Origin of the sequence: Bradyrhizobium genosp. P (genome assembly GCF_049949265.1) — a bacterium.
In the GTDB taxonomy this organism is placed as follows: Bacteria; Pseudomonadota; Alphaproteobacteria; order Rhizobiales; family Xanthobacteraceae; genus Bradyrhizobium.
This window is the reverse complement of the sequence record NZ_CP188195.1, coordinates 7,845,614-7,863,269: the sequence shown is the minus strand read 5'-3', so window position 1 is coordinate 7,863,269 and position 17,656 is coordinate 7,845,614. Positions and strand designations below refer to the sequence as shown.

The following is a 17,656-nucleotide window of genomic DNA, read 5'->3' as shown; positions in this document are numbered from 1 at the left end:
ATCAGGAGGGCGAGACTCCGATGGCCCGCTGCAGATCGGTGATCGCGCGCAGGAAGCTGTCCGATGGCGTGGTCTCCGGATCGATCAGGCGATGCAGCCGGAAACCGTCTTCCAGCGCCAGCACGATCGCGCCGGTCCATTCCGGGTTGAGTGCGCCGTTCTTGCCGGAGTTCTTCAGCGTCGTCGTGACGATGTCGGTGATCAGCTTGCGGCGCGCGCGCAGGCGCTTGGCGAGTTCAGGCCGGCGCTTCTCGGCACGCGCCACGAACAGGATCATCTCCATATGCAGCAGAGGCGAGCGGCCGAGCGGGTCCTGCCGGCTGCGATCCATGGTCCTGAGCGCCTCGAGGAAATCTGGAAGGTTCTTGTGCTTATCGAGCAGGTCGAGACACCGCCGGATCGATTGCTCGACGTGGTCCTCGAGCATCGCGATGATCAACTCATCCTTGCTCTTGAAGTTCGAGTAGAAGGCGCCGCGTGTGAAACCGGCCGCGGCCGCGATCGCCTCGATGCTGGCGCTGCTAATTCCCTGGTCCTCGAACACCCGCGCCGCTGCCTCGAACAGCTTCTCGCAGGTGTCGTCCCGTGTCGGTCTGGTTCTAACCCTTGACATCCGCGCATTTTAGGGCAGAATGCAACTCGATACAAGAGTGTATCGAGTTGCATCTAATCGAACCAAAACAGCCGGGCCTTTGCGGTCCGGTCCCGAGGATGACACCAAGGCGCGCCAGCGTGCAGGCACCGGCGCAGCGATCGAAGGAGGTCACCATGAACGAGCATGTTCAGTCGACGAACAGTGAACCGCTTTTCAACCCACTGGCGCCCGAATTCATTCGCAACCCCTATCCGCATTACGAGCGGTTGCGCGCCGGGGATCCGATGCACGTCAACGCGCACGGCGCCTTTGTCGCCAGCCGCCACGCCGAGGTGAGCCTGGTGTTGCGCGACAAGCGCTTCGGCAAGGACTATGTCGACCGCACCGTCCGCCGCTACGGCCCCAAGATCATGGATGAGCCGGTGTTCCGCAGCATGAGCCACTGGATGCTGCAGCAGGATCCGCCCGATCACACCCGCCTGCGCGGCCTCGTCGTGAAGGCCTTCACCGCGCGCCGGGTCGAGGACATGCGCCCGCGCATCCAGCACATCGTCGACCAAACGCTCGACCGCATCATCCCGCAGGGGAAGATGGACCTGATCGAGGATTTCGCCTTCCGCCTGCCGGTGACGATCATCTGCGACATGCTCGGCATCCCCGAGGAGCATCGCGAGGCCTTCTATAGCGGCTCGCGCGATGGCGGACGCCTGCTCGACCCGGTGCCGATGTCGCCCGAGGAGATCAAGCAGGGCAATGCCGGCAACGCGATGATGGCGATGTACTTCCATCGGCTGTTCGAACTGCGGCGCAAGCAGCCCGGCGACGACCTCACCACGCAACTGGTGCAGGCCGAGGAGGACGGCGAGAAGCTGACCAACGAAGAGCTCACCGCCAACATCATCCTGTTGTTCGGCGCCGGCCATGAGACGACGGTGAACCTGATCGGCAACGGCCTCTTGGCGCTCCATCGCAACCCGGATCAGCTCGCCCTGCTGAAGGCCAATCCCGCCCTGATCACCAACGCGATCGAGGAGTTCCTGCGTTACGACTCCTCGGTGCAGCTGACCGGCCGCGTTGCGCTGGAGGACATCGAGGATCTCGGCGGCAAGCGCATTCCGAAGGGCGAGAGCGTGCTGTGCCTGCTCGGCTCGGCCAATCACGACCCGGCGGTCTATCCCGACCACCCTGAAAGGCTCGATATCACGCGGCCGAACGTGAGGCCGCTGTCGTTCGGCGGCGGCATCCATTTCTGCCTCGGCGCCCAGCTGGCACGGATCGAGGCCGAAATCGCGATCTCGACCCTGCTGCGCCGGCTTCCGGACCTGCGGCTCGATGACGCGGAGAATCCGGAGTGGCGGCCGACCTTCGTGCTGCGCGGGCTGAAGAGGCTGCCCGCGAGCTGGTGATCGCTCGGTTTCTCGGGCGCGTCGCGATCCCGCCGCGCACGCGCTGTTGAGCGGAAAACACCGTCCTGCCTGAAGTCACAGCAGCAAAGCCGCTGTGACTTCGCCATACTTGTCTCTATATATTGAGCTGCTCCGGTTCAGGCTCGGCGTGGGCGGGCTGCCGCGGAGCCGGCTCAAAGGGAGACACCGTGCAGACGACGCTGCTCGGCCTGGCAATCGCTTTCATCCTTGCGCTGGTGGCCGCGCTGGTCGGTCCGTATTTCGTCGACTGGAACCAGTTCAGGCCGCAGTTCGAGGCGGAGGCGAGCAAGATCATCGGTGCGCCGGTCCGCGTTGCCGGCGACCTCGACGCGCGCCTGCTGCCGGCTCCCTCGCTGCGGCTGAAGACCGTCACCGTCGGCGGCGCCAATCACCTCGGCAAGGTCCGCGCCGCCAAGCTCGACGTCGAATTCAGCCTGAGCTCGCTGATGCGCGGCGAGTGGCGCGCCACCGAACTCACGATCAATGGCGTGTCGCTCGATCTCGGGCTCGATTCCAAAGGGCGGATCGACTGGCCCACCTCCAGCGGCACCTTCAATCTGGCGTCGCTCGCGATCGACCGGTTCAATCTCACCGGCCGCGTCGCGCTGCACGACGCAGCTAGCCGCGGCACGCTCGAGCTGAGCGACATCGCCTTCAGCGGCGATGTCCGCTCGCTTGCGGGTGCGGTCCGCGGCGATGGCAATTTCCTGTTCGACGGCAATCGCTACCCGTTTCGGGTCTCGTCGGGGCTCGGACCCGACGGCAACGGCACGCGCCTGCATCTCAGCATCGATCCCGGCCAGCGCCCGATCTCGGCCGATCTCGACGGCATCCTGACCTTCGAGGCGCGCGCGCCGCGGTTCGATGGGGCGGTGACGCTGGCGGGCACGCCGGGCCAGCGCGGCGGCGATCAGCCGGCATGGCGGATCGCCGCCAGGATCAAGACCGATTATTCGGCCGCGCGCCTCGACCAGATTGAGGCGAGCTATGGTGCCGAGGACCGCTCGCTGAAGCTCGCAGGCAGCGGCGATATCCGTTTTGGCGCCGCGCCGCTGTTGCGCGCCTCGCTCTCGGCACGCCAGCTCGACGCCGACAAATTTGCCGCGGCCGACGGCAAGGACGGAAATGCCGAGCCGGCGCGGGTATTGCCGGCGCTGCGCGCGTTGGTCTCGGGCCTTCCGCAGAGCCCGATCCCGGCGCAGCTCGAACTGGCCACCGAGCAGATCATGCTCGGCGGCCGTCCGCTGCAGGACATCTCGGCCGAGCTGTACTCGGACGCGAAATCCTGGATGGTGCGCCGGCTGGAGTTTCGTGCGCCGGGCTCCACGCTGATATCGATGAGCGGCGCCGGCGCGCAGGCGGGCGCGTCCGGCAGCTTCAAGACCGCGCTCGATATCGAATCGTCGGAGCCGGATGCATTGATGAGCTGGCTGCAGGGGCGTGGTGACATCGCCTATCGCAGCCAGAAGCCGCTGCGGCTGCGCGGCGATGTCACGGTGTCGCCGGCGGGCTTTGCGATCGATGCCATGAAGGCAGAGATCGAGGGCGGCGCGGTCGAAGGCCGTGTCGCGTTCTTGCACCGCGACGTAGCCAACGGATCGAAGGTCGAGGCGCAGTTGAAGGCTGACAGGCTCGATCTCGACGCAACCGCAGCCTTCATCCGTTCGCTGGCCGGCCCGCAGGCCGAATGGCCTGATGAGGCGCAACTCTCGCTCGACATCGGGCGCGCGCTGTCTGCGGGCCAGGAATTGCGGCCGCTGGTGGCGAAGCTCGCTTATGGCCCAAAGGACATCGTGCTCGAGCGCGTGCAGATCGGTCAACCCGACAACGTCACGCTGGACGGCAGCGGCAATTTCGACCGGATCAATTCGACCGGCAAACTGGCGATCGATGCGACCGCTGCGTCGTTCGGACGTCTTGCCGCGATCGTTCAGCCGTTCGCACCATCGCTCGCAACGCGGCTCGGCGCGCTCCGGCCAGATGCCGGTCCTGTCCGCGCGAAGCTTGCGCTCGACCTCAGCAAAGGCAAGGGGCAGGCTGCCGATCGGGCCACCGCGCGGGCGACGCTCGATCTCGATGGGCCGCAGGTCAAGGGGCACACGATGATGTCGGCTGCCCCTTCGGTTGCCGCGATCCGCGCGCTGGATCTTGACGCGCTTGGCCGCGGCGACATTGCAGCGGAGGCCAATTTCTCGGCCAGCGAGGGCAATGCCCTGCTGGCGCTGCTTGGACTTGACCATACGATCGCGGCCGGTGCGGGCCCGGCGCAGTTCGAGGGCACCGTGAACGGCGCATGGCGTGCGCCGTTGCGGCTCAAAGCCAGACTCTGGGGCGCCGGGCTTGATGTGGATGCCGAGGGCACCGCCGAGCCTTGGGCGAAGGACGCCAAATCGAGCGTCAGTCTGCGTGTCCGCAGCGCCGACATCGGTCCCCTGCTGGAGATGAAACCATCGGATCAAGCCGGAAACATCCGCCTGTCGTCGCGGGTGACGCTGGCGGGAGACAGACTGACCTTCGATGATCTTGACAGCATTGTCGCCGGCTCGCGGCTGCGCGGGCGGCTGGCGCTGACGCTCGCCGACGAGAAAAGCGTCGAAGGCGAAGTCGGCCTCGATCAGATCGCGCTGGCGCCGATCTTTGCGACCGTGATCGGGGCCACAAATCATGATGCCACGGAGCCGCTCGGCGCGGGGCTGACCAAGGGATGGCGCGGCAAGGTCACATTCGAGGCGCTGCGCGGCCTGCTGCCGGGCGGCGCCGAACTGCAACCGGTCAGCGGCACCATCAAGTCCGACGGACAGTCGCTGACCTTCGATGCCATCAAGGGCAAGATCGGGGGCGGCGAGGTCGCGGCCACCGTCGACGCGCGGCAGGGTCCGAACGGACTGGCACTGAATGCGAGCGTTCAGCTCATGGGCGTCGACGGTTCGGCACTGCGTTATCGCAGTCTCGCGATGCCCAAGGGCCGTGCGTCGATGCAGATGACGTTGTTGAGTCAGGGCCGCAGCGCCTCCGCATTGACGGGGGCGCTCTCCGGCAGCGGCACCGTCACGCTGGACGGGGTCACGCTCGCAGGCCTCGATCCGCGGGCGTTCGACGTCGCGATCCGCGCCAGCGACAGCGGACAGGCGACCGACGACATCAAGCTGAAGCAGATCGTCGAGCCGGTGCTCGCCGCCGGCACGCTGTCGATCGCGTCAGCCCAAATTCCCTTCAACATCCGCGACGGCCGCATCCGCGTCGGCGCGACCACGCTACCGGCCAACGGCGCCAACGCCATCGTGTCCGGCGGCTACGACATTCCGGCCGACCAGGCCGACATCCGCGCCGCGATGGCGTCGACCCAGGTTGGCACGGCTAACAATCACCCCGAGATCCAGTTGCTTGCGGTCGGCACGCCCGACGGACTGTCGCGCAGCGTCGACATCGCGGCGTTGTCGTCGTGGCTTGCGGTGCGTGCGATCGATCGCGAGACGAAGCGGCTTGACGCGATCGAGCGCGGCGAGCCGCCGCCACCACAGGAGCCGATGCCGGCGGCGATTCCGCAGCCCGGCGCGCCCGGACCCGAGACGCCGAACGCCAATTCGGCGGCGTTGCCGTCTGCGGACGTGCCGTTGCCGCGCCGAGCGCCGCCGAAGCCGAAGATCGTGGCGCCGCGTCCGCCAGTGGCCGCAGTGCCTGCCGTTGCTCCGCCGGCGCCGATCGCAAGCCAGCCGCAGGTTGCACCTTTGCCGCCGCCGATCGAGATCAAGCCGGTGCCGGGCGCGGTCAAGCCGCGACCGCGGCCGCCGCTGTCGTTGATGCCGCAGGTCGCCAATCCGCCGCCGCGGCCGGCGTTACAGAATTAGCTTACGGCTGGTGCTGGAGAATATTGACCAGTCTGCCGAAGGGATCGCGGACGAAGAAGCGCCGCACGCCCCATGGCTCATTCGCCGGTCCATATTCGATCGCAATGCGCGCCGCCGTCACGCGACGAAGCGCTTCGTCGAGATCGTCGACCTCGATCGAGAGATCAGGCACCGGTCTGCCCGAGCCGCCTTCCGATGCGAAGCTGATTTGAACCTGCATCATTTCGGACGAGCCGTAGGTCGCAACCCATCCGAAATCCATCAGCGGCGTCAGTCCGAGGATGTCCTGATAGAATCCCTTCGCTGCCGCCACGTCGGTGGCGGCAATGTCGGCGACGATGCGTTTGACTTTCATGCTGATGTCCACGCAACAATACGATCGCCTGCTCCATAGCATGCCGACGATGGCATGCTGGCGATCGCGCGCGGGAAGCCGTCAGGCCTGCTGACGCGTATCGACCTGCGGAAGCCTTGCCTCCGGCACGGCCGGCGTGGCGCGCGAGCGGAAATAGTCCAGCACGAAAAGGCGGATCGCGGAGGACAGATTGCCCTGCTGGCGATTGCCGTCGATCTCGCCGACCAGCTCCGACAGCGTCATGTTTCGCAGACCGGAAATCTCTTTCATGCCGTTCCAGAACGCCTCTTCAAGGCTGACGCTGGTCTTGTGTCCGGCGACGACGATCGAACGTTTGACGACGGGAGATTTCATGATGCGTCTCCGCCATCCATGCGATGCTGCTCGAGCTGATAAGCGCTGCGCTCGGCAACTAGTTCATCGCGCACGCGTTCGGACTTGGTGCGACCAAATAGCGCGCGATTGGCTTCGCCTTGCTTCGCCGCTTGTTCGCGCTCGCCCCGCTTCTTGAATCGTTTCAGATTGACCACGTCGCCCATGCTCGTCCCTCATCGTCCCCTTGTGCGAATTGGTGATGCATCGTGACGAAAGCAAGGGTGGTCGCGCTGCGCTCCTGGCTCGATATCCATCCAGAATCCCCGTTTGATGCTTCGTGATAGCATCAAAGAATCCGTTTCGCTCTGCGAAAACTTGACATCTGTCTTGCTGTAACATGCGCCAACGCAGAGCCGATAGATGACCTGCCTTAGTCTTTAGGCGTTATGATCTATAATTATATCAGCCGCGCCGACGGCAATTGTCCGGACTTTCTTTCGTTCACTCAGCCCGGGTGTGTCATTTTGTCCGGCTGCACCAGACGATCAAATTCGTCGGCGGATACAAAGCCGAGCCGCACGGCTTCTTCCTTCAGCGTCGTTCCGCGCGCATGCGCCGTCTTGGCAACCTTGGCCGCGTTGTCGTAGCCGATCTTCGGCGCGAGCGCCGTCACCAGCATCAGCGAGCGCTGCATCAACTCGCTGATGCGCTTTTCGTCGGCGCGTATGCCGACAGCGCAATGCTCAGTAAATGAGCGGACAACGTCCGACAGCAATTGAATGGAATTGATCATACAATATGCCAACACGGGTTTATACACGTTCAGCTCGAAATGCCCCTGGCTGCCGGCGATCGTGATCGTGGTCTGATTGCCGAACACCTGGCAGCAGACCATCGTCATCGCCTCGCATTGAGTCGGATTGACCTTGCCCGGCATGATCGACGAGCCCGGCTCATTCTCTGGCAGAATCAGTTCGCCGAGGCCCGAGCGCGGGCCCGATCCGAGGAAGCGGATGTCGTTGGCGATCTTGAACAGGCCGGTCGCCACCGAATTGATCGCGCCGTGCACCAGCACATAGGCATCGTTCGAGGCCAACGCCTCGAATTTGTTCTCGGCGCTGGTGAACGGCAGCTTGGTGATCTCGGCGACATGTCTGGCGAAGGTCTCGGCGAATTCCGGCTTGGAGTTGAGGCCGGTGCCGACCGCGGTGCCGCCCTGCGCCAGCGGAAACAGCTCCTTCACCGCCACACGCAGCCGCGCGATGCCGCTCCCGACCATCGCGGCGTAGCCCGAGAATTCCTGGCCGAGCGTCAGCGGCGTCGCATCCTGGGTATGCGTGCGGCCGATCTTCACGATCTTGGCAAACGCCTCCTGCTTCTTGTGCAGCTCCTGATGCAGCTCGGTGAGCGCCGGAATCAGGTCGGCGATGATCCGGCTCGCCGCCGCGATATGCATCGCGGTCGGGAAGGAATCGTTCGACGACTGACTCATGTTGACGTGATCGTTCGGATGGATCGGCTGCTTAGCGCCGAGCTCGCCGCCGAGCATCTGGTTGGCACGGTTGGCGATCACCTCATTGACGTTCATGTTGGTCTGGGTGCCCGAGCCGGTCTGATAGACCACCAGCGGAAAATGATCGTCGAGCTTGCCTTCGATCACTTCCTTCGCTGCGCTGATGATGGCGTCGGCGCGGCGCTCGTCGAGCTGGCCGAGCTCGCGGTTGGTTTCGGCCGCCGCAAGCTTGACGATTCCGAGCGCATGGATGATCGCGATCGGCATCCGGTCGTGGCCAATCTTGAAATTCTGCCGCGAGCGTTCGGTCTGCGCGCCCCAGTAGCGGTCGGCGGGCACGTCGATTGGACCGAAGCTGTCGGTCTCGCTGCGGGTCGCTGCTTTGGCAGCCGTCTTGGCAGGTGTAGTTTTGGAGGGTGTCGTTGATTGAGCCATGATGGTTTCCGTTGCCTCACGAGAACATGGTCCGGAGATGGGCACCGGCTCCCCGCGCGTCAAACGCGACGCGTTTGCGCTGGGCCGCGCTCATGCAGAAGATAGTCCGGGATGACGATCTGTCATCCCGATCTTCGCAAGTACCCTACAAGGTCGAGGTTTGATCTGCGCTTGGATTATTTCTTACGGAAGCGATCGAGCCGCACCACCTCGGCGCCTTCGCTGGGCTTCGCCGGCTCCTCGTTGGTCTCGGCGGCCCTGGTTTCGGCCGCGGGCCGGGCCGTCGGTGCGGGCAGGGGGGTGGCCGGCGATGCAGCCGGCATTCCCGCCGAAGGTTCCTCCGCCACGACGTCCGAAGCATCGAACAGCAGGTCGAACGGGGCGGACGGATCGAGGAAGCGCGTGACAGAGGCAAACGGCACGGTCAGCCGCTCGGGAATTCCGCCGAACGACAGGCCGACCTCGAACCGGTCCTCCGTCACCACCAGGTCCCAGAACTGGTGCTGCAGGATGATGGTCATCTCCTCCGGATATTGCGCCAGCAGCCGCGGCGAGATCTTTACGCCGTCGGCGGTTGACAGGAACGTGATGTAGAAATGGTGTTCGCCCGGCAGGCCGTGTTCGGCAGCGTCGGTCAGAACCCGGCGCAGCACCCCGCGCAGCGCATCCCGCGCCAGCACGTCATATCGGATGTGATCGGTCGCCATGGTGATCCTGTCGCGTTCGAAATAATGGCCGGCTTGGCGGCGGCGCCGGACCGTCCGACTCGCCCCTTTTAGGCCATGCTACCCCGCCGGGCGCCGGAAATCAGCAGGGGAAGCACCGGAAATGCGCCGAAAGCGTCCGGTCTGGAATGAAGTGGAGGCTTCTGTTGCCAGGTGCCTCCGAACCCCGCCTAACGGAGCTTAACCCGTTAGGACTTTAAGTATGGTCTTTCAAACTGCGTTACGCAGCCTGAGCAACCGGAGCAAAGTTGTCGTTGGCAACTATTGCATTAGCCCGATAACGGCGGAACCATACCGAGAAAAAACACGCCCTTTACGCCCTCGTCGATCCTATTTCGCCCCCGCCGAAAGCCACCTCGAAGGATGGGTTTTGGTGGAGGCGCCGGGTACCGCCCCCGGGTCCGAATGGTTTATTGCGACGGCCATTTATTTCCATAGCCGGCGAACCGGCACCCCCAATATAGGCGGCAACGCTTGAGAAAAATAGAGCCGATTCCGGGCTCTTCGGGTGTGAAAACACGCCGATTTGGGTTGGTCCGTGTCGCGCGGCCGTTCTAGATTTTGTCCATGCCTCCGGAATCCCAGCCGACTGCCGTCCCGGCACCGGACATCCCCCCGTCATCGCCACCCAGCCAGCCCGGCCTGTCCGAGCTGTTTTTTGCCTTTGCCAAGATGTCGCTGGCCGGCTTCGGCGGGGTGCTGGTCTGGGCCCGGCGCGGCATTGTCGAGCAGCACCGCTGGATGACGGCGGAGGAGTTCAACGAGACCTTCGCGCTCTGCCACTTCCTGCCGGGTCCGAACATCGTCAACCTGTCCGTGGTGTTCGGCTCCCGCTTTCGCGGCATCGCCGGTGGTCTTGCGGCCTTCGCTGGCCTGGTCGGCCCGCCGATGGTGATCGCCACCATCCTCGCCGCGCTCTACGTGCGCTACGGCGAGATCGATGCCCTGCGCCGCACGCTCGCCGGCGTGTCCTGCGCGGCCGTGGGGCTTCTGATCGCCGTCGTATTCAAGATGATGGCGCCGCTGCTCAAGCGGGGTGATGTCACAGGCCTCGTCGCCCTGGTCCTGGTCTTCGTCGCGATCGGGTTGATGCGATGGCCGCTGCAGATCGTGCTGCTGGTCGCGATCCCGCTCAGCCTCGCGATCACGGTTCTGACACGGCGCAAGGTGAAGCCATGAGCACGGAGTCCAACCCGATCGCCATGCTGGTCTGGACCTTCGGCTTGATGTCGCTGTTTGCGGTCGGCGGCGCCAATTCGGCGATCCCCGAAATGCACCGTGCCGCGGTCGATGTGCATCACTGGTTGACCGACAAGCAGTTCGCCGACGTCTTCGCGATCGCGCAGCTCTCGCCGGGACCGAATGTGCTGATCGTGACGCTGATAGGCTATTCTGTCGCAGGCGTCGCCGGCGCATTGGCGGCAACACTTGCGATGTGTGGTCCGACCGCACTGCTTGCCTATTATGTGAGCCGTTTCCTCGAACGCTCGCGTCATGCGCGCTGGCCCGCGCTCGTTCAGGCCGCACTGGTTCCGCTGTCGATCGGCCTGATGGCGGCGAGCGGGCTGATCCTGGCGCAGGCATCAGACCAAAGTTGGATCGCAGCGCTGATCACGATTGTCGCAGCCGCGCTTGCCTTCGCAACGCGAGTCAATCCTTTCTGGCTGCTGCTTGCTGGCGGCATTTTTGGTTTTGCTGGCGTTGTCTGACGAAAATCGCTAGCAAGTCATCGGGCCAGCATCACAAGCCATCCAATCAGAACGGGCGGGCAAGCCTGCCATGGGGGAGTGACATCATGAGTGACACGCCGAGCGAGGCGCCGGTCAGATCCATCCTGCCAAAATGGATCCGCGGTCCGCAGGACTTTGTCGGCGGCGTTGCGTTGATGGCGATCGCCCTGTTCGCGCTGTGGGCCTCCAGCGATCTGCAGGGCATGCACGGATTTTCGTTCGGCGCCGGCACCGCGCCGCGCATGTTCGCCGTGCTGCTGTTGCTGCTTGGCGCCGCGATCGCATTGACGGGTGTCCTCAAGGACGGCCCGCACATCGCCACCTATGCCTGGCGCGGGCCGCTTTTCGTGATGCTGTCGATCCTGTTCTTTGCGCTGGCGATCCGGCCGCTCGGGCTCGTCGTCTCCGCCTTCTCGAGCTTCCTGATCGCGTCACTCGGCTCGCACGAGACGAAATGGCTCGAGGCGATCATCGTCGGCGCCTGCCTGACGCTCGGCTGCGCGCTACTCTTTCCCTACGTGCTGGGACTGCCGATGCCGATGTTCCCGCGTTTCCTGATCCAGTGAGGGCGTGATGGAACTCTTTGCCAATCTCGCGCACGGTTTCGCCGTCGCCCTCTCGCCGATCAACCTTCTGATGTGCCTGATCGGTGCGCTGGTCGGCACGCTGGTCGGCGTGCTGCCCGGCATCGGCACCATTGCGACCGTCGCCATGCTGCTGCCGATCACCTTCGGCCTGCCGCCGGTCGGTGCGCTGATCATGCTCGCCGGCATTTATTACGGTGCCCAATATGGTGGCTCGACCACGTCGATCCTGGTCAACATCCCAGGCGAAGCGACATCCGTCGTTACCGCGCTGGACGGTTTCCAGATGGCCAAGCAAGGCCGCGCCGGCCCAGCCCTTGCGATCGCCGCGATCGGCTCGTTCTTCGCCGGCTGCGTCGCCACCGTGCTGATCGCTGTGCTCGGCGCGCCCTTGACGAAGCTCGCGCTGGCGTTTGGGCCGGCCGAATATTTCTCGCTGATGGTGCTCGGCCTGATCTTCGCGGTGGTGCTCGCGAAGGGATCGGTGCTGAAGGCGATTGCGATGATCGTGTTTGGCCTCCTGCTCTCGATGGTCGGCTCCGACATCGAAACCGGGGCCTCGCGCATGGCCTTCAACATTCCCGAGCTTGCCGATGGCCTCGGCTTCGCGACGGTGGCGATGGGTGTGTTCGGCTTCGCCGAGATCATCCGCAACCTCGACGCCGGCTCCGAAATGAACCGCGACCTGGTGCAGCAGAAGATCACCGGGCTGATGCCGACCAAGAAGGATCTGAAGGATTCTTTCCCTGCGATCGTGCGCGGCACGATCCTGGGATCGATTCTCGGTATTCTTCCGGGCGGCGGTGCCGTGATCGCGTCGTTCGCGGCCTACACACTCGAGAAGAAGATCGCAAAGGATCCGTCGCGGTTCGGCCGCGGTGCGATCGAGGGCGTGGCGTCACCGGAAAGCGCCAACAACGCCGCGGCGCAGACCTCGTTCATCCCGCTGCTCACGCTCGGCATCCCGCCGAACGCGGTGATGGCGCTGATGGTCGGCGCGATGACCATTCACGGTATCGTGCCGGGTCCGCAGGTGATGGTGAAGCAGCCGGATCTGGTCTGGGGCATGATCGCCTCGATGTGGATCGGCAATCTGATGCTGATCGTCATCAACCTGCCGCTGGTCGGCATCTGGGTTCGCCTGTTGCGCGTGCCGTACCGTCTGATGTTCCCTTCGATCGTGATCTTCTGCGCGATCGGCATCTACTCGGTGAACAATGCGCCGGTCGACGTCATTCTGGCGGGCGTGTTCGGTCTGGTCGGATACTGGCTGATCAAGCACGATTTCGAACCGGCGCCGCTGTTGCTCGGCATGGTGCTGGGCCCGCTGATGGAGGAGAATTTGCGCCGCGCGCTGCTGATCTCGCGCGGCGACTGGAGCGTCTTTGTGTCGCGTCCATTATCGGCCGTGCTGCTCGCAATCGCAGGCGGCCTGCTGGTGCTCGCGATCTTGCCGGCGCTGCGCGCCAAGCGCGACGAGGTGTTCGTGGAGTCGGAGAGCTGATCGTATTGCCGGCAACTTAAGCCAATCCGATCAAGCGGATAGGGGAGGGACGGAACACCGGTTCCGCCCCTTGTCGTTTGTGCACGGGATGATCATTTTTCCGGGTATAATCGGTGCAATCAGCCGAATCGGCGTGTCGATCGGCGGCCCTGGCCGCTAAATTCGCGCTCCCCGACAACCCCCGAAGCCCGCGCCATGAACCAGTATCACGACCTGCTCGAACGCATCCTCGCCGATGGCGCCGAGAAGCACGACCGCACCGGCACCGGCACGCTGTCGATTTTCGGCCACCAGATGCGCTTCAACCTGTCGGCCGGCTTCCCGATGCTGACCACCAAGCGGCTGCCGCTGAAGGCGATCGTGCACGAGCTGTTGTGGTTCCTCGCCGGCGACACCAACATCAAATATCTCAACGACAACGGCGTCACCATCTGGGACGAGTGGGCCGACGCCAATGGCGATCTCGGCCCGGTCTACGGCTCGCAATGGCGATCGTGGCCCGCGCCCGATGGCCGCAGCATCGACCAGATCGCCAATTTGATCGAGATGATCAAGCGCAACCCGGATTCGCGGCGGCTGATCGTCAGCGCCTGGAATCCGGCCGAGGTCGACAAGATGGCACTGCCGCCGTGCCACTGCCTGTTCCAGTTCTATGTCGCGAACGGCAAACTGTCCTGCCAGCTCTATCAGCGCTCCGGCGACGTGTTCCTCGGCGTGCCCTTCAACATCGCCTCCTATGCGTTGCTGACCATGATGGTGGCGCAGGTGACGGGGCTGAAGCCTGGTGACTTCGTGCACTCGCTCGGCGATGCGCATCTCTATTCCAACCATCTCGAGCAGGCGCGGCTGCAACTGACGCGGCCGACGCGACCGCTGCCGACGATGACGATCAATCCTGATGTGAAGGATATCTTCGCGTTCCGCTACGAGGACTTCAAACTCGAAGGCTACGACCCGCATCCGCACATCAAGGCCCAGGTGGCTGTATGAGTGGCTGTATGAATAGCGGTGTGAGCGATTGATGTCTCTCACCATCCGCCGTGCGCGGCCCGATGAAGCCGGACTGGTGTTCTCGCTGGTCCGCGAGCTCGCCGAGTACGAAAAGCTGCTCCACGAGGTTCACGCCAGCGAGGCCGATATCGCCGAGGCGCTGTTCGGTCCGAATCCGCGGCTGTTCTGCGACATCGCGGAGTGGAACGGCGAGCCCGCCGGCTTCGCGGTCTGGTTCGTCAACTTCTCCACCTTCGCAGGCAGGCACGGCATCTATCTCGAGGATCTCTTCGTGCGCCCGGCGCTGCGCGGCAAGGGCATCGGCAAGGCGTTGCTCGTGCATCTGGCGAAGCATTGTCTCGCCAATGGCTGGTCGCGCCTGCAATGGGCGGTGCTCGACTGGAACGCGCCGTCGATCGCGTTCTACAAATCGCTCGGCGCTGAGCTGATGGACGAATGGACGATCTGCCGCGTCTTTGGTCCGGCGCTCACGGCGCTGGCGGAAGGAGCGCGCTGATGGAGATCGTGCTCATTGTCGCGGCCGCCGAAAATGGCGTGATCGGTCGCGACAACACGATTCCGTGGCGCTTGAAAGCCGACCAGCAGCGTCTCAAGGCGATGACCTTGAACAAGCCCGTGGTGATGGGACGAAAGACCTTTGAATCCCTGCGCAGGCCGCTGCCGGGACGGACCAATGTCGTCGTGACGCGCGACGCCAACTACAGGGCGCGCGGCGCCGTCGTCACGACGTCGTTCGCGAACGCCCACGCGATTGCGCGTGGCGACGCGCTGCGACGTTTCGCCACCGAGATCGCGGTGATCGGCGGCGCGGAGATCTATGCGCAGTGGATGGATGTGGCCGACCGGCTTGAAATCACCGAAGTCCATGCCCGTCCTGACGGCGACACGCGCTTTGCCACAATTGATGCGAAGGATTGGGAAGAGATCGCGCGCGTGAGAAATCCGGCCGGCGAGGGCGACAGTGCCGACTTCTCCTATGTGACATATCGTCGGCGCGTCCAACGTTAACCAATGTTTGCATTGACAATTATGGCCCTGCGCTTAGCTCGTGCCGCCAGAAGCTTGCGTTGTAAGGGCCCCGACGGTCCCCTATAACCGGGCCGGACATTCGAGCCTGGACCGTTCCGGTCCGGGCTTGCCCAGGAGATGTTTGATGCCGTGGAAGAATCAAGGCGGAGGGCCGTGGGGCTCGGGTCCGAAAGGACCATGGGGCAACGGTCCGCAATCGGTCGGCCCCAGGCCGCCGGATCTTGAGGACCTTCTGCGCCGCGGTCAGGACCGGCTGCAGCAATGGCTGCCCGGCGGACATTTCAGCGGCATGGGTATCGCGCTGGTGCTGGTTGCCGCGCTGGTGATCTGGTTTGCGACCGGCATCTTCCGTGTTCAGTCGGAAGAGCTCGGCGTCGTCCTGCGCTTCGGCAAGTATGTGCGCGATGCGGAGCCGGGCCTAAGATATCACCTGCCGTATCCGATCGAAACCGTGCTGCTGCCGAAGGCGCTGCGCGTGAACACGCTATCGATCGGCATGACGCTGATCGACGATCCGGCCCGGCGTGGCCGCACTGTGCGCGACGTGCCGGAGGAAAGCCTGATGCTGACCGGGGACGAGAACATCGTCGACGTCGATTTCACCGTGCTGTGGCGCATCAAGCCGGGCGGAGCCGGCGCATTCCTGTTCAACATCCAGAATCCCGAAGGCACCGTGAAGGCGGTTGCCGAAAGCGCGATGCGCGAGGTGATCGGCCGCTCCGAGATTCAGCCGATCCTCACCGGCGCGCGGACCCAGACCGAAACGACCGTGCAGGAGCTGATGCAGAAGACGCTCGACGGCTACGGCGCCGGCATCCAGATTGCGCAGGTCCAGATGCAGAAGGTCGACCCGCCGGCCCAGGTCATCGATTCGTTCCGCGACGTGCAGGCGGCGCGCTCCGACCTCGAGCGCGCGCAGAACGAGGCGCAGACCTACGCCAACCGCGTCGTGCCCGAGGCGCACGGTCGTGCCGCGCAGATCCTGCAGGCCGCCGAAGGTTACAAGGAACAGGCAGTCGCCGAGGCCCGGGGCCAGAGCGCCCGCTTCCTGAAAGTCTATGATGAGTACAAGAAGGCTCCCGAAGTGACGCGTGAACGGATCTATCTGGAGACCATGGAGCGCGTGCTCGGTGGCTCCGAGAAGCTCGTCTACGACGGCGGACCGGGCCAGAACATCGTGCCTTATCTTCCGCTCGGTGAATTGACGCCGCGGCGTCCGGCAGCACCGGCCACAACCGGCCAGCCGCAGGGAGGCACGCGATGAGATCCCCCGTCGCGGGCATTGCGGCCCTCATCGTCCTGTTCGTCCTGGCCATCGTCGCCTACAGCTCGATGTTCACCGTGCAGCAGACCGAGCAGGCCCTCGTGGTCCGGTTCGGTAAACCGGTCGACGTCGTCACCGAGCCGGGCCTGAACTTCAAGGTCCCGTTCACCGACAGCGTCATCCTGATCGACAAGCGCATCCTCGACCTCGAAAACCCCTCGCAGGAAGTAATCGCATCCGACCAGAAGCGGCTCGTCGTCGACGCGTTCGCGCGTTACCGCATCAAGGACGCGTTGCGTTTCTACACCAGCGTCGGCTCGATCCAGGCTGCCAATCTTCAGCTCACCACGCTGTTGAACGCCTCGCTGCGCCGCGTGCTCGGCGAAGTCTCCTTCATCACGGTGGTCCGCGACGAGCGCGAGAAGCTGATGGGGCGGATCCGCGATCAGCTCGACAAGGAGGCCGGTGGCTACGGCATCCAGGTCGTCGACGTGCGTATCCGCCGTGCCGATCTGCCGGAGCAGAACAGCCAGGCGGTCTATCAGCGCATGCAGACGGAACGCCAGCGTGAGGCCGCCGAGTTCCGTGCCCAGGGCGCCCAGAAGGGGCAGGAGATCCGGTCGAGGGCAGACCGCGATGCAACCGTGATCGTCGCCGAGGCCAACTCGACGGCGGAACAGACACGCGGCGCCGGCGATGCCGAGCGCAACCGCCTGTTCGCCGAAGCCTACAACCAGGACAAGGATTTCTTCGCCTTCTATCGCTCGATGTCGGCGTACGAAAACGGCCTGAAGGCGGGCGACACGCGCTTCCTGTTGCGGCCGGACTCCGAATTCTTCAAATATTTCGGCAGTTCGAGCGGCAAGCCGGCTGAAGCGGCTGCCGCGCCGAAACAGTAGCGCCGAGAGCAGTAACTTTAAGAACCTCAACTTCCAGAAATGGCGGCGACGTGGTCAACGCGTCGCCGCAGTTCAAGAAAAACAAACATCAAAGCGGGAGGCTCTCATCCGATGAGGTCCATAGCGTTCGGCGACTTCCTCATCGGTTTGGGAATTCTGTTCGTGCTCGAAGGCATCATGTTCGCGGCAAGTCCGGCCTGGATGCGCCGGGCGATGAAGAGCGCGCTGGCGACGCCCGACAATATCCTGCGTATCGTCGGCATCGGCTCGGCGGTTGGCGGGCTGGTCCTGATCTGGCTGGTGCGGCGCTGATCGTTCCATGTTCCAGCACTGAAAACGTGCTGGAAAGAACGCAATCGTGAGCCTTTTGCGGCCGGTTTTTCGTCGAAATGGCCGGCTCAGATGCTTGCGCCGAAAGCCCG

General features: G+C 64.2%; 18 protein-coding genes and 1 other RNA gene. 12 read left to right on the top strand and 7 right to left on the bottom strand.

Features of this window, described 5'->3' with window-relative positions:
- Window position 1: 1 nt before the first annotated feature.
- Complete coding sequence (locus tag ACP2YO_RS37800) at window positions 2-613, bottom strand: TetR/AcrR family transcriptional regulator (RefSeq protein WP_426436144.1); 612 nt, start codon at window positions 611-613, stop codon at window positions 2-4.
- 155 nt (window positions 614-768) lie between these two features.
- On the opposite strand from ACP2YO_RS37800, the gene ACP2YO_RS37795 reads away from it, so the two are divergent.
- Together ACP2YO_RS37795 and ACP2YO_RS37790 are read left to right on the top strand one after the other, a co-directional pair.
- Window positions 769-2,001: a cytochrome P450 gene (locus ACP2YO_RS37795; protein ID WP_426436143.1), complete on the top strand. Its 1,233-nt coding sequence runs from the start codon at window positions 769-771 to the stop codon at window positions 1,999-2,001.
- 188 nt (window positions 2,002-2,189) lie between these two features.
- Window positions 2,190-5,870, top strand: a complete 3,681-nt coding sequence (locus ACP2YO_RS37790; RefSeq protein ID WP_426436142.1) for an AsmA family protein — start codon at window positions 2,190-2,192, stop codon at window positions 5,868-5,870.
- Between the two features lies 1 nt (window position 5,871).
- On the opposite strand, the gene ACP2YO_RS37785 is transcribed toward ACP2YO_RS37790, so the two are convergent.
- The 6 genes from ACP2YO_RS37785 to ssrA all read right to left on the bottom strand — a co-directional run bounded on the left by ACP2YO_RS37785 (window position 5,872) and on the right by ssrA (window position 9,703).
- Window positions 5,872-6,225: a VOC family protein gene (locus ACP2YO_RS37785; protein WP_426436141.1), complete on the bottom strand. Its 354-nt coding sequence runs from the start codon at window positions 6,223-6,225 to the stop codon at window positions 5,872-5,874.
- A gap of 81 nt (window positions 6,226-6,306) precedes the next feature.
- A complete protein-coding gene (locus tag ACP2YO_RS37780) occupies window positions 6,307-6,579 on the bottom strand; it encodes a ribbon-helix-helix domain-containing protein (RefSeq protein ID WP_426436140.1) in 273 nt (90 codons plus the stop codon).
- The gene (locus ACP2YO_RS37775; protein WP_426436139.1) at window positions 6,576-6,764 is read right to left on the bottom strand and encodes a DUF4169 family protein; all 189 of its coding nucleotides are present in this window, start codon (window positions 6,762-6,764) and stop codon (window positions 6,576-6,578) included. Before ACP2YO_RS37775 ends, ACP2YO_RS37780 begins: the two co-directional genes overlap by 4 nt.
- 281 nt (window positions 6,765-7,045) lie before the next feature.
- On the bottom strand, window positions 7,046-8,488 hold the full coding sequence (gene fumC, locus ACP2YO_RS37770; RefSeq protein ID WP_426436138.1) for a class II fumarate hydratase: 1,443 nt from the start codon (window positions 8,486-8,488) through the stop codon (window positions 7,046-7,048).
- Between the two features lie 176 nt (window positions 8,489-8,664).
- Complete coding sequence (locus tag ACP2YO_RS37765; RefSeq protein ID WP_426436137.1) at window positions 8,665-9,195, bottom strand: SspB family protein; 531 nt, start codon at window positions 9,193-9,195, stop codon at window positions 8,665-8,667.
- A 150-nt stretch (window positions 9,196-9,345) separates the two neighbouring features.
- Window positions 9,346-9,703, bottom strand: a transfer-messenger RNA (tmRNA) gene (gene ssrA / locus ACP2YO_RS37760).
- 77 nt (window positions 9,704-9,780) lie between these two features.
- On the opposite strand from ssrA, the gene ACP2YO_RS37755 reads away from it, so the two are divergent.
- From ACP2YO_RS37755 to ACP2YO_RS37710, 10 genes are all read left to right on the top strand, one after another.
- Entirely contained in the window at window positions 9,781-10,392 is a 612-nt protein-coding gene (locus ACP2YO_RS37755) for a chromate transporter (RefSeq protein ID WP_426436136.1), read from the top strand.
- Entirely contained in the window at window positions 10,389-10,922 is a 534-nt protein-coding gene (locus ACP2YO_RS37750) for a chromate transporter (RefSeq protein WP_426436135.1), read from the top strand. The genes ACP2YO_RS37755 and ACP2YO_RS37750 overlap by 4 nt, the downstream gene beginning before the upstream one ends.
- Window positions 10,923-11,008: 86 nt before the next feature.
- Window positions 11,009-11,509: a tripartite tricarboxylate transporter TctB family protein gene (locus ACP2YO_RS37745; protein ID WP_426436134.1), complete on the top strand. Its 501-nt coding sequence runs from the start codon at window positions 11,009-11,011 to the stop codon at window positions 11,507-11,509.
- A 4-nt stretch (window positions 11,510-11,513) separates the two neighbouring features.
- Window positions 11,514-13,031, top strand: a complete 1,518-nt coding sequence (locus ACP2YO_RS37740) for a tripartite tricarboxylate transporter permease (RefSeq protein ID WP_426436133.1) — start codon at window positions 11,514-11,516, stop codon at window positions 13,029-13,031.
- A gap of 195 nt (window positions 13,032-13,226) precedes the next feature.
- Entirely contained in the window at window positions 13,227-14,021 is a 795-nt protein-coding gene (locus ACP2YO_RS37735) for a thymidylate synthase (RefSeq protein WP_426436132.1), read from the top strand.
- A gap of 31 nt (window positions 14,022-14,052) precedes the next feature.
- Window positions 14,053-14,538: an N-acetyltransferase family protein gene (locus tag ACP2YO_RS37730; protein WP_426436131.1), complete on the top strand. Its 486-nt coding sequence runs from the start codon at window positions 14,053-14,055 to the stop codon at window positions 14,536-14,538.
- The gene (locus tag ACP2YO_RS37725) at window positions 14,538-15,050 is read left to right on the top strand and encodes a dihydrofolate reductase (RefSeq protein ID WP_426436130.1); all 513 of its coding nucleotides are present in this window, start codon (window positions 14,538-14,540) and stop codon (window positions 15,048-15,050) included. Before ACP2YO_RS37730 ends, ACP2YO_RS37725 begins: the two co-directional genes overlap by 1 nt.
- 145 nt (window positions 15,051-15,195) lie before the next feature.
- Entirely contained in the window at window positions 15,196-16,335 is a 1,140-nt protein-coding gene (gene hflK, locus ACP2YO_RS37720) for an FtsH protease activity modulator HflK (protein ID WP_426436129.1), read from the top strand.
- The gene (hflC, locus tag ACP2YO_RS37715; RefSeq protein ID WP_426436128.1) at window positions 16,332-17,234 is read left to right on the top strand and encodes a protease modulator HflC; all 903 of its coding nucleotides are present in this window, start codon (window positions 16,332-16,334) and stop codon (window positions 17,232-17,234) included. The genes hflK and hflC overlap by 4 nt, the downstream gene beginning before the upstream one ends.
- Window positions 17,235-17,345: 111 nt before the next feature.
- A complete protein-coding gene (locus ACP2YO_RS37710) occupies window positions 17,346-17,546 on the top strand; it encodes a DUF2065 domain-containing protein (RefSeq protein WP_426436127.1) in 201 nt (66 codons plus the stop codon).
- Window positions 17,547-17,656 lie beyond the last annotated feature (110 nt).